The organism is Actinoplanes sp. NPDC000266 (assembly GCF_042899005.1).
Classification (GTDB): domain Bacteria; phylum Actinomycetota; class Actinomycetes; order Mycobacteriales; family Micromonosporaceae; genus Actinoplanes.
This window is the reverse complement of sequence record NZ_JBIAZI010000006.1, coordinates 199835-213853: the sequence shown is the minus strand read 5'-3', so window position 1 is coordinate 213853 and position 14019 is coordinate 199835. Positions and strand designations below refer to the sequence as shown.

At 69.6% G+C, this 14019-nt stretch carries 18 protein-coding genes and 1 riboswitch; of the genes, 9 read left to right on the top strand and 9 right to left on the bottom strand.

The window, feature by feature from the left end; all coding sequences use genetic code 11:
- Position 1: 1 nt before the first annotated feature.
- Positions 2–292, bottom strand: coding sequence for an Rdx family protein (locus ACFY36_RS25220; protein ID WP_498694195.1), 291 nt, complete (start codon positions 290–292; stop codon positions 2–4).
- A 9-nt stretch (positions 293–301) separates the two neighbouring features.
- Positions 302–1717, bottom strand: a complete 1416-nt coding sequence (locus ACFY36_RS25215; RefSeq protein ID WP_499748390.1) for a DHA2 family efflux MFS transporter permease subunit — start codon at positions 1715–1717, stop codon at positions 302–304.
- A gap of 77 nt (positions 1718–1794) precedes the next feature.
- On the opposite strand from ACFY36_RS25215, the gene ACFY36_RS25210 reads away from it, so the two are divergent.
- Complete coding sequence (locus ACFY36_RS25210; protein WP_499748389.1) at positions 1795–2478, top strand: TetR/AcrR family transcriptional regulator; 684 nt, start codon at positions 1795–1797, stop codon at positions 2476–2478.
- A gap of 12 nt (positions 2479–2490) precedes the next feature.
- Here ACFY36_RS25210 and ACFY36_RS25205 read toward each other — a convergent pair whose 3' ends face one another.
- Positions 2491–2919, bottom strand: coding sequence for an Hsp20/alpha crystallin family protein (locus ACFY36_RS25205; protein WP_499748388.1), 429 nt, complete (start codon positions 2917–2919; stop codon positions 2491–2493).
- A 197-nt stretch (positions 2920–3116) separates the two neighbouring features.
- Here ACFY36_RS25205 and ACFY36_RS25200 point away from each other — a divergent pair, with 197 nt between their 5' ends.
- Together ACFY36_RS25200 and ACFY36_RS25195 are read left to right on the top strand one after the other, a co-directional pair.
- Positions 3117–4310, top strand: coding sequence for an NAD(P)/FAD-dependent oxidoreductase (locus ACFY36_RS25200; RefSeq protein ID WP_499748387.1), 1194 nt, complete (start codon positions 3117–3119; stop codon positions 4308–4310).
- A 13-nt stretch (positions 4311–4323) separates the two neighbouring features.
- Entirely contained in the window at positions 4324–5040 is a 717-nt protein-coding gene (locus ACFY36_RS25195) for an FAD-binding oxidoreductase (RefSeq protein ID WP_499748386.1), read from the top strand.
- Here the strand turns inward: ACFY36_RS25195 and ACFY36_RS25190 are convergent.
- Both ACFY36_RS25190 and ACFY36_RS25185 read right to left on the bottom strand, forming a co-directional pair.
- Positions 5031–5384: a GatB/YqeY domain-containing protein gene (locus tag ACFY36_RS25190; RefSeq protein WP_499748385.1), complete on the bottom strand. Its 354-nt coding sequence runs from the start codon at positions 5382–5384 to the stop codon at positions 5031–5033. The two genes, ACFY36_RS25195 and ACFY36_RS25190, sit on opposite strands and share 10 nt — an antisense overlap.
- Entirely contained in the window at positions 5381–6316 is a 936-nt protein-coding gene (locus ACFY36_RS25185) for a LysR family transcriptional regulator (RefSeq protein WP_499748785.1), read from the bottom strand. Before ACFY36_RS25185 ends, ACFY36_RS25190 begins: the two co-directional genes overlap by 4 nt.
- A gap of 70 nt (positions 6317–6386) precedes the next feature.
- Here ACFY36_RS25185 and ACFY36_RS25180 point away from each other — a divergent pair, with 70 nt between their 5' ends.
- Complete coding sequence (locus ACFY36_RS25180) at positions 6387–6752, top strand: YybH family protein (RefSeq protein WP_499748384.1); 366 nt, start codon at positions 6387–6389, stop codon at positions 6750–6752.
- 57 nt (positions 6753–6809) lie between these two features.
- Here ACFY36_RS25180 and ACFY36_RS25175 read toward each other — a convergent pair whose 3' ends face one another.
- Complete coding sequence (locus ACFY36_RS25175; RefSeq protein ID WP_499748383.1) at positions 6810–7415, bottom strand: transglycosylase family protein; 606 nt, start codon at positions 7413–7415, stop codon at positions 6810–6812.
- A gap of 10 nt (positions 7416–7425) precedes the next feature.
- A riboswitch (cyclic di-AMP (ydaO/yuaA leader) is annotated at positions 7426–7600 on the bottom strand.
- Positions 7601–7711: 111 nt separating this feature from the next.
- Here ACFY36_RS25175 and ACFY36_RS25170 point away from each other — a divergent pair.
- On the top strand, positions 7712–8926 hold the full coding sequence (locus ACFY36_RS25170) for a saccharopine dehydrogenase family protein (protein WP_499748382.1): 1215 nt from the start codon (positions 7712–7714) through the stop codon (positions 8924–8926).
- Here ACFY36_RS25170 and ACFY36_RS25165 read toward each other — a convergent pair.
- Positions 8920–9486, bottom strand: a complete 567-nt coding sequence (locus tag ACFY36_RS25165) for a helix-turn-helix domain-containing protein (protein ID WP_499748381.1) — start codon at positions 9484–9486, stop codon at positions 8920–8922. The two genes, ACFY36_RS25170 and ACFY36_RS25165, sit on opposite strands and share 7 nt — an antisense overlap.
- Positions 9487–9533: 47 nt before the next feature.
- Between ACFY36_RS25165 and ACFY36_RS25160 the strand changes: the two genes are divergently transcribed.
- Positions 9534–10307 (top strand): class I SAM-dependent methyltransferase, encoded by a 774-nt coding sequence (locus ACFY36_RS25160; protein ID WP_499748380.1) that lies wholly within the window; start codon positions 9534–9536, stop codon positions 10305–10307.
- Between the two features lie 10 nt (positions 10308–10317).
- On the opposite strand, the gene ACFY36_RS25155 is transcribed toward ACFY36_RS25160, so the two are convergent.
- Together ACFY36_RS25155 and ACFY36_RS25150 are read right to left on the bottom strand one after the other, a co-directional pair.
- Entirely contained in the window at positions 10318–10935 is a 618-nt protein-coding gene (locus tag ACFY36_RS25155) for a TetR/AcrR family transcriptional regulator (RefSeq protein ID WP_499748379.1), read from the bottom strand.
- Between the two features lie 30 nt (positions 10936–10965).
- Positions 10966–11463: a hypothetical protein gene (locus ACFY36_RS25150; protein ID WP_499748378.1), complete on the bottom strand. Its 498-nt coding sequence runs from the start codon at positions 11461–11463 to the stop codon at positions 10966–10968.
- Between the two features lie 153 nt (positions 11464–11616).
- Between ACFY36_RS25150 and ACFY36_RS25145 the strand changes: the two genes are divergently transcribed.
- The 3 genes from ACFY36_RS25145 (at position 11617) to ACFY36_RS25135 (ending at position 13928) form a co-directional block, all read left to right on the top strand.
- Positions 11617–12222, top strand: a complete 606-nt coding sequence (locus ACFY36_RS25145) for a GNAT family N-acetyltransferase (protein ID WP_499748377.1) — start codon at positions 11617–11619, stop codon at positions 12220–12222.
- An 18-nt stretch (positions 12223–12240) separates the two neighbouring features.
- Positions 12241–13338: a DNA glycosylase AlkZ-like family protein gene (locus ACFY36_RS25140; protein WP_499748376.1), complete on the top strand. Its 1098-nt coding sequence runs from the start codon at positions 12241–12243 to the stop codon at positions 13336–13338.
- 299 nt (positions 13339–13637) lie between these two features.
- Positions 13638–13928, top strand: a complete 291-nt coding sequence (locus ACFY36_RS25135; protein WP_499748375.1) for a DUF3040 domain-containing protein — start codon at positions 13638–13640, stop codon at positions 13926–13928.
- Positions 13929–14019 lie beyond the last annotated feature (91 nt).

Genomic DNA, 14019 nt, shown 5'->3' with positions numbered 1-14019 from the left:
CCTACTCCGCCGCTCGGTCGGTGTGGCCGAGGCTTCGGCCGGGGGCTATGCGGTCGCGGACCATGCGCTTGAGGTCGGGGAGCTCGGGGAAACCGCCCTGCTCCTTGCGGGACCACAGCAGCTCGTCGCCGAGCTTGATCTCGAAGATGCCGCCTGTGCCGGGGACCAGGGCCACCTCGCCCAGCTCCTTCTGAAATGTGGTCAGAAGTTCCTGCGCCGTCCAGGCCGCTCGCAGAAGCCAGCGGCACTGGGTGCAGTACTCGATCTCTAGGCGAGGTTCCCTGGTCGTCACAACCGACGATTAGACCAGCTCCGGCACCTTTTCCTCGACCTGGTCGGCGGTCGGCTTCACCGTGCGCAGCGTCCACAGCGCGATCGGCACCCCCACCGCCACCAGGATCGCCGCGACCACCAGCGAGAACTGGTAGCCCGCCAGGTAGCGGTGCATCTCCGAGCCGGTCGCGGCGTTCGACCGGTTTGTCAGGATCGCGCCGAGGATCGTGATGCCCAGCAGGCCGAAGACCTCGCGCGACACGTTCAGCATGCCGCTGGCGATGCCCGCCCGCGACGCCGGCAGCGTCCCGACGATCACGTTGTTGAGCGGGACCAGCAGGCCTCCGCCGACCCCATAGACGAGGAACCAGGGCAGAAGAGCCAAATACGAGGTTCCTTCGCCGTACGAGGAAATGCCCGCCACAGACGCAGCCATCAACGCCAGCGCCGCCGCGCCCGTCCGCCCGGCCCCGAACCGTGCCTCCAACCGCGGCGCGACCGTTGCCATCACCGCCATGACCAGCGCCATCGGCACGAACGCGGCCCCGGCCTCGGTGGGGGAGAAGCCGAGCACGTTCTGCATGTAGATCGCCATGTAGAAGTAGATGCCGAAGACCCCGAACGCCCAGAGCCCCATGGCCAGCAGCCCTCCACTGAAGACCCGTAGCCGGAACACGGCCAGGTCGATCATCGGGTTGGCCGAGCGCGTCTCGATGACCACGAACGCGATCGCCGAGACCAGGGCGGCGCCGAACGCCACGAGGATCCCCGGTGAGGTCCAGCCCTCCGACTCGCCTTCGATCAGGGCGTACGTCAGTGTGAAGAGCGCCAGCGACGAAGTGATCACACCCGGCAGGTCCAGGCCCCGCGTGGTGCCGCGCCCCAGGGCCGGAATGCTCCAGGCGGCCAGCGCGAACGTCGCGATCCCGATCGGCAGGTTGATCAGGAAGATCCAGCCCCAGGACACGTTCTCGCTGAGCCAGCCCCCGGTCAGCGGCCCGAAGGCCAGGGCCAGCGCCCCCACGCCGCCCCAGATGCCGATGGCCGTGCCGCGTTCGCGCGGATCCGGGAACAGCGAGGTGAGCAGCGCCAGCGCCGCCGGTGTCAGCAGCGCCGCCCCCACGCCCTGCACCGCCCGCGCCCCGATCAGCATCTCCTGGCTCTGCGCGAGGCCGGCGCCGACCGACGCCGCCGTGAAGATCGCGAGGCCCGCGTAGAACGCCCCGCGCTGCCCGAGCACGTCGGCGATCCTTCCGCCCGCGAGCAGCAGGCCCGCGAAGACCAGGACGTACGCGCTGGCGATCCACTCCAGGCCCGAGAGCGAGAGGCCGAGGTCCCGCTGGATCGAGGGGAGGGCCACGTTGACCACGTTGTTGTCGAGGTACGTCATGAAGGTGCCGAGCGCTACCGCGACGAGCGCCCACCACCGTCGGTTCTTGTCCATGCCACCCTCCCATACGAGGTACATGTACGGCGTACATGTACCTCGTACATGACACCTGTACGTTGTATGGTTGTCAAGTGGCAGGGGAGAAGCTGAGCAGGACCGCGGTGGCCGAGCGGGCGCTGCAGATCGGTGACGAGCACGGTCTCGAGGCCGTGACGATCCGCCGTCTGGCTCAGGAGCTCGGCGTCACGCCGATGGCCCTGTACTGGCACTTCAAAAACAAGGAAGAGCTGCTGCTCGGCATCGCCGACCACGCGCTGTCCACGGTCCGGGCCGATCGCGAGGCCGACGATCCGTGGCCGAAGCAGGTCCGCGCGATGGTCGAGGCGCTGCTCTCGGTCATGCGGAAGCACCCGATCCTGCCCGACCTGCTGGCTCTGGTGGAGAAATCCCGCACGGCCAGCTTCAGCCGCGCCTCGAACGACGCGCTGATGCTGCTCACCCGGGCCGGTTTCACGGTGCAGGAGGGCTACTGGATCTCGTCATATCTGATGCACGGTGTGATCGGCCTGCTCCAGGCCCAGCCCGAGGGCCCGCCGCACGCGGGCCCGGAGGAGACGGCCGAGTGGCGCCGCCGGCGCCGCATGGAGCTGGTGTGCCTGCCGACCGATCAGTTCCCGATGCTGGTCCAGTTCGGAGAGACGTACGCCGAGGCCGCCGACCCGGAGCGGTACTTCGCGTTCGGCGTCGACCTGCTGATGGCGGCCGTGGAGAAAATGGCCGAAGGCCCGGCGGGCGCATCGCCCACCGGGCCCTGAAGGCAGAACGCGTTACGCGCTTTCGAGCGCGCGGTCGCCCGTGGTGGGCGAGGTGTTGATGGCGATGCGGCGCGGCTTGGCCGCCTCGGCGACCGGAATGGTCAGCGTCAGCACGCCGTCCTGCCAGGTCGCCTCGATCCGGTCGAGATCGAGCCCGTCGCCCAGCGTGAGCCGGCGCTCGAAGGTGCCGGTGGCCCGCTCGCGGCGGACCCACTGCACCTCTTCGTCGGTGCGCGGCGAACGCTCGGCGCGAATGGTCAGCACCCGCCCGTCGACGCCCACGTCGACCGAGCCCGGGTCGACGCCGGCGAGGTCGCAGTGCAGCACGAAATGGTCACCGGACCGGTAGAGGTCGATCGGCATCGCGATGGAGTTGCCACCACCGAGCATCTGCCCCGCGAGACGGTCGAACTCGCGGAAGGGATCGAAAGTCAGCACCACGGAAAACCACCTCCTGGAGACGGCTCGCCGGCCTGCCCGGCGAGCGCGTGGCGCTCGGCTCAGATCAGTTCTGCCGAGGCCGGTGAGCTTGTGAGCAGCACCGACAAGACATTTTTTAGCACTGTCCTCCACCGAGTGCCAAGAGGTTCGCCAAGAAAAATTCGGGCCGCGCGGCCGAGCGGGTGAATGATGAGCTCATGACTCATGTGGTGGTGGGCGGCGGCCTGGCCGGCGCCAAAGCGGTCGAGACCCTGCGCGAGTCCGGCTTCGAGGGGCCGGTCACGCTGATCGGGGCGGAGACCGTCCGGCCGTACGAACGTCCGCCGCTCTCCAAGGGCCTGTTGCTCGGCAACGATTCGCCCGAGAGCGTCTTCGTGCACTCCACCGACTGGTACGCGGAGCACGGCGTCGACCTGCGCCTGGGCGTCACCGCCACCGCCCTCGACCGCGCGGCCAGGTCGGTGCGGCTCGACAACGGCGACGAGATCAATTACGAGAAGCTGCTGCTGGCCACCGGCTCCTCCCCGCGCCGCCTGGACGTGCCGGGCGGCGAGAGGGCGCTCCTGCTGCGTACGCTCACCGACTCGCACCGCATCGACGAAGCCGTCACCAAGGACACCCGTCTCGTGGTGGTCGGCGCCGGCTGGATCGGCCTCGAGGTGGCCGCCGCCGCGCGCAGCCGGGGCGCGCGGGTCACCGTCGTCGGCACGTCGGCCCTGCCCTTGCAGCACATCCTGGGCGACGAGATCGCCCAGGTCTTCGCCGACCTGCACCGGGCCAACGGCACCGACCTGCGCATGAACACCCACGTCACCGAGGTCACCGCCGACGGCGTGCGCCTGGCCGACGGCACGTCCCTGCCGGCCGACGTGGTCGTGGCCGGCATCGGCGTGACCCCGAATGTCTCGCTCGCGACCGGCGCCGGCCTCGCCGTCGACAACGGCGTGCTCGTCTCGTCGAAGCTGACCAGCAGCGACCCCGACATCTTCGCGGCCGGCGACATCGCCAACATCGACCATCCGCTGCTGGGCCGTCGCATCCGGGTGGAGCACTGGGACACGGCGATCCGCAGCGGCCCGGTCGCGGCCCGGGCCATGCTCGGCGAGGACGTCGTCTACGACCGCCTGCCGTTCTTCTTCACCGACCAGTACGACCTCGGCATGGAATACACCGGCCACGCGCCGGCCGACGCCGAGGTGGTGATCCGTGGCGATCTCGCGGGCCGCGAGTTCATCGCGTTCTGGCTGGTCGACGGGAAGGTCGCGGCCGGCATGAACGTCAACGTCTGGGACGTGTCCGACAAGATCGACGCGCTGATCCGGTCGGGCGCCACCGTCGACCGGGCCCGGCTGGCCTCCCCGGAAGTGGAATTGTCCGACCTGACGGCCTAGCGTCTCGCACTCGGTGTCCGTCGCGCCGGGGCCGGTGATCGGTAACGCTTCCCAGGTGGCGGCCTCGCAATGGTGGCCCGCGGAAGTGCTCACCCACGAGCGCCGCGGGTCCGACGTCGTGGTCTTCACGTGCCGCACCCGCCGGGCGATGCCGTTCCGGCCCGGGCAGCACGTGGAGATCGAGTGCCCGTACCGGCCGTGGCAGACATCGCCGTTCTCGATGGCGAACGCCCCACGGCACGACCGGGTGCTCGAGTTCCACGTGCGCGCCGGATCGCCGTCCGGGGTGTCGGCCGCCCTCGTCGAACGGCTCAAACCCGGCGACACTCTCCGGCTCGGCGCTCCGCGCGGATCGATGACGCTCAACCCGTACTCCCGAAGAGATCTTGTCTTCATCACCGGCGGCACCGGCCTCGCCCCGGCCAAAGCGCTGATCGACGAGCTGTCGAGATACAACCGGACACGATGGATCCACCTCTTCCGTGCGGAGCGAAACGACGGCGCCTTCTATGACCGCTGCTCACTGGACCGGCTCGCCGATCGCCATCCCTGGCTGACGATCGTGCGCACCACGGCGGACGTCGCGGAGGCCGTCTCCGCGCACGGTCCCTGGTCACATCACGACTTCTACGTGTCGGGGCCGGAGTCCATGGTGGAGTCGGCGAGGAAAGAGCTGGAGGCGTTGCGGGTGCCCGCGGCGCGCATCCAGCACTCCTTCTCTCAGAGGTAGGCGATCAGAGCGCCGGCCTCGGCCCGCAACTGCTCGGCCCGCTCGGGGCGGCCCAGGCCGGCGTATTCGGCGGCCGCCTGTTCCCGATCGTCCGCCTCGGCCCGGACGATCCGCCGCACGTCCTCCTCGGTCAGTACCCGGCGGGCCACCTCGGTCGCGCCGACGCCCACGGGCAAGGTCTCGATGGCCAGGCTCTCCGGCGGACCTCCCTCGGTTGACACGGCCTCGGCGTTGTCGATCGCCGCGAGCGTCGCCCGCAGGGCCGCGACAGCGGCCCGGTCCCTGGCTTTCATCGCGGCGGGGAGGGCCTCACGGAGCTTCTGCCGAAGCGGGGTGTCAGTCATGCCGAGACGTTATCCAGTTCGGCGAGGTGGGTCCCCTGGTTATCCACAGCCTCCTGGTTATCCACAGCGAAGGCGTTACGGAGGTACGGAAGCAGGGCGCCGAGCGCTACGCTCGCCCGTTTTCGCCAGACGAGAGCGAGCAGCGCCGGCATGCCCACGTCATCGATCGGCAGGGCTCTGAGGTGCGGAAACGCGGCGGCCATGGACTCGCTCAGCACGGCCACGCCCATGCCGCGCGCCGCGAGCTCGGCGACGGTCGCGGGCGCCGACGCGACCAGCGCCACGTCGGGGATCAACTTCGCCGCCACGCAGGCTTCGTCGAGAACGGCACGGATCCCGGTGCCTTGCGGCAGAGTGACGAGGGGGTACGCCATGAGGTCGGCCAACGAGATGCGATCGTTTCCCGCGCTCTTCTCCGGTGGGACGAGCGCGACCAGGCCTTCACTCACGATGATGTGGGCGGCCAGGTGCTCGGGCGGCCCGCCGGCGAGGCCGACGAGCGCGATGTCGATCGCACCGGCCCGGACGCCGGCGACCAGATCGTCCGAGTCTCCCTCGGTCAGCTCGAGCTCGATGCCCGGGTGCTCGGCGTGGAAACCGGCGATCCCCGCGAACAGCGGCGTGACCTCACAGCCGGTCACCATCCCGACCGTCACGTGCCCGCGGACCAGCCCTCTCACCTCGTCCACGGCCTGACGAAGATCGGCTGCGGCGTCCAGCGCGGCCCGAGCGTACGGAAGGGCGGCCAGGCCCGCCTCGGTGAGCCGCGCGACCCGCCCCGAACGGTCGAACAGCTCCGCCCCGAGCTCATGCTCCAGCGCCTTGACCTGCGCGCTCACCCCGGACTGGCTGATGTGCACCTTTTCCGCGGCCCGGGTGAAGTTCGCTTCCTCGGCGACCGTGACGAAGTATTCCAGCTGCCGCAGCTCCATAACCGCGGATTCTAGTTCCCATGAAAACCATGCGTTGGACTTCTCATGCGCCCCCGAGAAGGCTGAACCCATGACCGAACGAGAGAAGGCCCAGCGCCCCGAAGACCTGACCCGCCTGTTCGTCGAGCGTGCCAACGCCAAAGACGCCGAGGGTCTCGCCCTGCTCTACGAGAAGGACGCCGTGATGGCCTACCCGCCCGGCCGCCAGACCGTCGGCCGTGCCGCCATCCGGCGCATGTGGGAGGAAGCGTTGCCACACATGCCGGCCTTCGAGCCCGAGCAGCCCCTGCCGACCCTGCTGAGCGGTGACCTGGCGCTGACCTCCACGCCTCCCCGCGACGGTTCCGGCGCCCGGGCCCAGGTGGTCCGCCGACAGCCCGACGGCAGTTGGCTGCGCGTTCTCGACCAGCCTGAGTTCCAGACTCCGCGGTCGTGATTCCCGGCGCCGGCGACCAGGCGTTTCGCGAGATCGCCGACGGCTGGGAACGGTGATTCACAGGGCCAAGGGCTGGCCCGGGAAGATGCGGTGCGGGTTGTTCAAAGCGGCCCGGTTCAGGCGATATAGGGCACGCCAGCCACCTTCCACGTTCGCCTTGGCGGCGATTGAAGCGAGGGTGTCGCCGGGGCGCACTACGTAGTAGCGGCCTGTGGATGACCTTGTGGAAGGAGCCTTGGCGGTGGATTTGCGGATGGCGGTCCGGCTGGCCGCTAGACCTTCTGTGTTTGTGCTGCGATATTGGCGGGTAGAAGAAGCTTTTCGGCCGCAAGTAGGCCACGCGCCCAGGCCTTGGGAACGGCGTACCAGCTCGGCGATTTGGATTTGTTCCGCGCGTGATGCCTGGTCGGCGGTGCGGGCGAAACGGTGTCCGCCGTGGGAGCGCCACGTGCTGCGGCTGAATTGCAGGCCGCCGTAGTAGCCGTTGCCGGTGTTGATGCCCCAGTTGCCGCCGGATTCGCACTCGGCGATGGCGTCCCAGTTGACCGAGCCGCCCTTCGCGAGCGAGGCGGCTGAGGGTGAAGCGAGCGCCGGGGTAACGGGGGTGGCCAGAGTGACGACTGCGGCGGCCAGACCCAGGGTTACGCGGGCAGGTTTGCACATGTGTGCCATGACAGAGAGTCCTCCACGCCTACGAGGTCAGCTGTCGGGTTCGGGCTGAGGTGCCCGGCCGCGCGTGCGCGGCTTCACCCCGAGGCGCGCCAAAGCGCCGAAGAACTCGGGTCCCCCGCTCCATGCCGTAATGATGTGTTCCGTCGGGCGGCGGCAGGATTCGGCGTTCCGCCCGCACGGACCGGCGGCGCCCGCGAAAGGGCGCCGGCCGGATTCTTATAGGAATAGGCGAGACCGACGTTATCGTGTCGCGCGCATTCATGTGGCTTGTTGGAGAATTGGCAACCATGACCGAGCACGACATCGTCGTCTACGGCGCTTCCGGCTTCGTCGGTGCGCTGGTGGCACGGCATCTGGCCGAGCATTCCCCCGATGGCGTCCGGATCGCGCTGGCCGGGCGATCCGAAAGCAAACTCGACGCCGTGAAACGCCGGCTCGGTGTCGATTGGCCGATCCTGGTCGCCGACGCCGGTGATGCCGACGCGGTCGCCCGAGTCGCGGCGGCGACGCGGGTTCTCGTCACGACGGTGGGTCCGTACGCGAAATACGGCAAGCCATTGGTGGACGCCTGCGCCAAGGCCGGAACCGACTATCTCGACCTCACCGGGGAGGTTCTTTTCGCACGTCAGAGCATTGACGACAACCATGAGGTGGCTCGGGGCACGGGCGCCCGGATCGTGCATTCGTGCGGGTTCGACTCGATCCCGTCCGACCTCGGCGTGCATGTCGTGAACGAGGCCGTGCGCGGCGACGGCGCGGGCGAGCTCACCGACACCGCGATGGTCGTGACGAGCCTGCGCGGCGGGGTCAGCGGCGGCACGGTCGACTCGCTGCGGCACCAGCTCGACACGATCAAGCGCGATCCGTCGAAGAGGCGGATCGCCGCCAGCCCGTACTCACTGAGCCCGGACCGGGCCGCCGAGCCCGACCTGGGCCGGCAGTCCGACGTCGCCACCGTGCGGGGCGACCGGGTGCATCCCTCGCTGCGGGGGACCCTCGCGCCGTTCTTCATGGCGTCCTACAACACGCGGGTCGTGCGGCGCACGAACGCGCTGCGGGGCTTCGCCTACGGGCGCGGGTTCCGCTATCGCGAACTGATGAGCGTGGGCGCCTCGCCTCTGGTGTCGCCGGTGGTCGCGAACGGGATGAAGCTGGGCTTCGGAGCCCTCGTCGCCGGTCTGATGCTGCCGCCGACCCGATACGTGATCGATCGGGTGCTGCCAAAACCAGGGGAGGGGCCGTCGTCCGACGAGGGCCACTTCACCTGCGACGTGTTCGCGCGGACGAGCACGGGCGCCTACTACACGGCTCGGTTCCGCGCTCAAAGCGATCCCGGATACGGCGGCACGGCGATCATGCTGGGCGAGAGCGCCCTGGCCCTGGCCGTCGACCTGCCGAAGGGCGAGGGTGGCGTCCTGACCCCGGCCACCGCTCTCGGCGACACGCTCGTGGAGCGCCTCCGCGCCGCCGGCGTGGAGATCTCCGCGCGTGGCCCTCAGTGATGCTCACTATGGTTGAGGAGGTGGGAGCGTTCGCCCTCGTGGTCGAGGATGCACAGGACCTCGGCCGGGCCGTCCAGCGCGCCGAAGGCGTGGGGGACCATCGTCGAGAACGAGGCGGCCTCGCCGGCGCGGACGGTGATGGTGCGCTCGCCCAGGCGCAGGATGATCGTGCCGGAGAGCACGGTGAACCAGTCGCGGCCGGGGTGCACCCGCAGGTCCTTCGGCATGGTGCGGGTGACGCGCAGCTTGGCCACGGTCTGGTTGCTCTCGTGGGAGAGCAGCCACGTCGTGATGCCGCGGGCCTCGTCTCGGTGCGGGCGGATCACCACGTCGTCGTCGGCGCCCGACTCCACGAGCTGGTCGAGCGTGATGCTGAGGGCCCGGGCGATCGGGGCCAGCTGGTCGAGGGCGATCCGCCGGTGGCCGGTCTCGATGCGGCTGAGCGTCGACGGGCTCAGGTAGCAGCGGGCCGCCAGCTCGTCGAGCGACCAGCCGCGGGCGATCCGCAGGCCGCGGATGCGCTGCCGAACGAGGGAGTCCAGCTCACCGTCTTGCGTCATACGCAAGATGCTATGTCGCAGGCGCAAGAAGCGGCTACCTTCGAGACATGGCACATACCGCTTTCGCCGAGCTGCTCGACCTCGACGCCGAGGTGCTGCGCGACTATCACGACGAGGTCATCACCTGGGTCGGCTCGCTGGCCCCGGCCCAGCCGAAGATCATCGACCTGGGCGCGGGCACCGGCGTCGGCAGCCGCGCGCTCCTGCGCGCCCTGCCCGGGGCCGAGGTGGTCGCCGTCGACATGGACGACGAGATGCTCGCCCACATCCAGGCCAGCGACAGCCGCATCCGGACCGTGCGGGCCGACCTCGACCAGCCCTGGCCCGACTTCGGCCCGGCCGACCTGATCTGGGCCTCGGCCTCGCTGCACCACCTGGCCGAGCCGATCCGGGGGCTCCGGCAGGCGCTGGCGGCGCTGCGCCCGGGCGGGCTTCTGGTGGTCAGCGAGCTCGACTCGTTCCCGAGCTTCCTGCCCGAGGGCCCCGAGGCGGAGTTGGAGGCGCGCCTCAACGTGGAACTCGACAAGATGCGCGCCGAACACGGCCTGCACATGCACGCCGACTGGCCGGCCCTGCTGGCCGAGGCCGGCTTCACCGTCGAGGCCGACCGCCGCTTCGACATCGACCTGCGCCCGCCCCTGCCCGCCGCGACGGGCCGCTACGCGGAGATCTCGCTGGGCCGCGCCCGGGGCCGCATGGACGACCGCCTCCCCGCCGCCGACCTGACGGCCCTCGACACCATCGTGGCCGGCATCAAGAGCCGGGACGACCTGGTCGTCCGAGCCACCCGCACCGTCATCGTGGGCCGAAAGCCAAGCTGAAGGGCTCCCATTACAGACTTTCGGCCAGGGCCACCGCGATCGTGGTCAAGTGGTCGGCCAGCTGGTCGGGGTCGCCGGGCATGCCGTGGGTGATCCAGTCGATGATGACCTCGCTGACTCCGGCGACCAGGGCCAGCAGCGTGCGGTCGTACCTGTCCTGGTCCTGAGGTGGGCGTACCGGGCTCAGCAAAGCCGCCAGGAAGTGGGCGTCTTCTCGGAGCACTCCGCGGCGGCGGGTCTCCATCCGTGGTGCGTTGATGTAGATGACGCGTGCGGTCTCGGGGTTGTCGCGCAGCAGGCCGACCAGTGTGCGCAGCGCCGGGCGGAACAGGTCGGCCAGGCTGTTCGGGCTCGGCGGAGCCGCCGCCGCGACCCCGCGCAGCAGCCACTCGTTCCGTTCCCGCTGGACCTTGATCACCAGGTCCTCGCGGTCGCGGAAATGCTCGTAGAAGTACCTTTTGGAGACCTTCGCCCCGGCGCAGACGTCGGTGACCGTCACGTCGTCGTAGTCGCGCGTGCCGAACAGGTGCACCGCCGACGCCACGATGCGCTCCCGGCGGTCGGAGGAACGTTGCGCGCGCGACCGCCCGCCGTACGTCTCGCCCCGACGGGCCGAAGTAGCGTCCACGACGATTACCGTACGACTTCGGAGATCACCTCACGCGACAGCGTCCACATTGGGCACTGAGGGTGCAGAATCCGTGGCCATCCGCTTGATCATCCGACGCACGACGATCAACGGGATGATCCCGAAGACCCCGAACGACATGTCGATGAGTAACCACCACCACGGCAGCTCGCGGATCGGGCCGGCGATCAACGCGAGCGGGATGATCGCGAGGCAGCAGATCATCCCCCACTCGATCACCCAGATGTTGCGGACCGGATCGCGCCACGGCCCCCAGAACGCGATGGCGATCATCAGATGCGCGAAAGCCAGCCAGTCCGTGCCGTACGCGATGAAGGGGTAGTTCGTCCCGGTCACCTCCAGGCCCTCGCGCACCCGGTCGATCCACGCGACCAGGGCGTCCGGCGCCGGCACCGCGTGCAGCACGTCAGCCAGCACGCGAACCTCGGTGACCAGCGGGAAAGCCGTCACCCCGCTCAGCACCAGGCCGATGACGAAGACGAGCAGCCAGGCGCGTATCGCTTTCATGATCTTGACGCTAGAGGGCGGCGGAGCCGGCTACGACGACGCACACCACATCTCCACAAGATCCGCCAGCGTTCGCGACATGAGCAATCACTCATGAGCCAGATATGGATCGAGACTGGCTGCAACCGGCCCCTTACGGGCAGGATCGAAATCATGGCCGGCCGTCTTCCGTACCCGCTCACCTTGACGGGGGACGGCATCGTGCTGCGCGAATGGCGATCCGAGGACCTCGACGACCTGATCGAGATGCTCGACGAGCCCGAGATCGCCCGGTGGACACCGATGCCGTCACCGTTCGACGTGGAGGCCGGCATCGCCTATCTCAAACGCTCCCACCAGGGCCGCGTCAGCGGTTCGCGCATCCAGCTCGCGATCACCGCCGACGGCGGACGGCCGCTCGGCGAGGTGCTGCTCTTCGGCGTCGACCTCGGCCTCAAAGAGGCCGAGCTGGGCTATCTGGTGGGCAAGCATCATCGCCGGCGCGGGCTGGCGTCGGGGTCGCTCTCACTGCTTTCGTCGTACGCCCGCAGCACGCTCACCCTGAGCCGCCTGCTTCTTCGCATCGACCCGCGTAACACCGCCAGCACCGCCGTGGCCCAGCGCTGCGGATACCGGCTGACCGGCGAGCCGCCGATCCTGCAGGAGGGCCCGTACGGCTCCAGTCGCCTCGACACCTGGGAACTCGTCGAGGGACAGGCCGGCACCCGCCGCGAACGGCTCAAAAATGTCGCAGCCCGGCGGTACGGTCGTCGCACCTGAACTTCCCGGAGGTGTGCCATGGTCAGCGTCGATCGTGCACAGGTGATGGCGTACCGCGTCGCCGCTCTCGGCTTGGCCGAGCGCGCCGAGGCGCGCCCCGCCGATCTGCCCGTCCTCGACCTCGGCGTGCAGGAATACACGCCCGGCTCGGCCCAGGTCGCGCTGGCCGCCCGCACCAGCGGCCCGCTCGCCGACGACCGGCTGATCACTGTCTGGGCCGCGCGCGGCGCCCCTCATCTGCATCGCCGCGCCGACCTCGCGACCCTGGTCAAACAGCTGTGGCCGATCAGCGACGCCGACGCCACGGCGCGTATCCAGAGCGGCCAGATCCCCGACGGCATGAAACTGGGCATCGAGGCCTTCCGGGTCACCGCCGACGCGTTCCGCGAGGTCGTCCACGGCCCGATGCCGCGCGGCGAGGTGAGCACCGAGGTCAGCAAGCGGGTGCCGCGCTCGCTGACGTACGACTGCCGCAGTTGCCAGGCCCGCCACATCGCCGGCAACGTCTGGCAGCATTCCGGTCTGCCCGGCGGCGTCGAGGTGCAGTCCCGCGGCAAGGACGCGACGCTCGGCCCGATCCCCGGCGCGCCGCCGCGCCCCGGCGAGAACGAGGGCATCGGCGATCTGATCCTCACCTACCTGCGGTTCCTGGGCCCGGCGACGCCGCTCGAGGTCGGTAAATATCTGGGTAGTTCCACCGCCGAGATGAAATCGGCCTGGCCGTCGGAGCGACTGGCCGAGGTCATCGTGGACGGTAAGAAGAAATGGCTGCCCGCCGACGCCGCCGACGACCTCGCCGCCGCTAGCCGGCCCCAGGGTGTCCGCTTCGTCCCGCCGATGGACGCGCTGCTCCAGGCCCGCGACCGCGACATCCTGGTGCCCGACCGCGGCCGGCAGAAGGAAGTCTGGCGCGTCATCGGCAACCCGGGCGCGCTCCTGATCGACGGCGAGATCGCCGGCGTCTGGCGGGCCAAGCTCGCCGGCCGCAAGAGGGTCGACCTGACCGTGACGCCCTTCGGCAAGGTTCCGCCCGCCCGCCGCAAACAGATCGAGACCGAGGCGGCCGAGGTGGCCCGGGCCCGGGAGGTCCCGGAGGCGACCGTCGTCTTCGACTGACGCCGCGATCGCCCCGCGCCGTCCGGTCAGCGGCCGTCACCAAGGGCGTCCCGCACGCACAGGGCCGGGCGCGGCCGGATTGCTTCGTGGGATTCCCACGTCGTGGGTGCGGGCTCCCGGATCGCGGTCGGCGGGGCCGCCGCTGGAGGCTTGTTGGATCTCTTTGGCCTGGTCATATGCAGATCGGCGTGGCGAGCCAGAATCAAGAGGTATCCGGGAGGCAACATCTGAGTAACAATGGCATTGATCGGAGTGCGTGCCGTTCGATCAGGGCCGCTGGCCGAGGCGGAGGTGGCGTCATGTTGAGCAGGGAAGACAGCCGTCGACTGGCGCAGCTGGAGCGCCAGCTGCAACAGGATGATCCGGAGTTCTGCGCCCGCATGGGCAGCGGGCAGCTCGACCCGCCCCGGTCGAGACGACCCCCACTCACTTTGATCCTCACCGCCGTGGTCGTGTGGATCGCCGCCATAACCTTGGGCGTCCTGGGCTGGTGGATCGGCGCCGCGGTCGCCGCCGTCTTCGCGACGACGGTCGTCATCGCCGCCATCACTCAGCGAAAGCCGCGCCACCGCCGCCAGCCCCCGATCTGACGATCCGCTGCCGCGACCGCGCGGCGAAGGGCCGCACACGGTGACGGCCGCGCGGCGAGGAGCGGCTGCGTCCTCGGTCATGAGGTGCTTA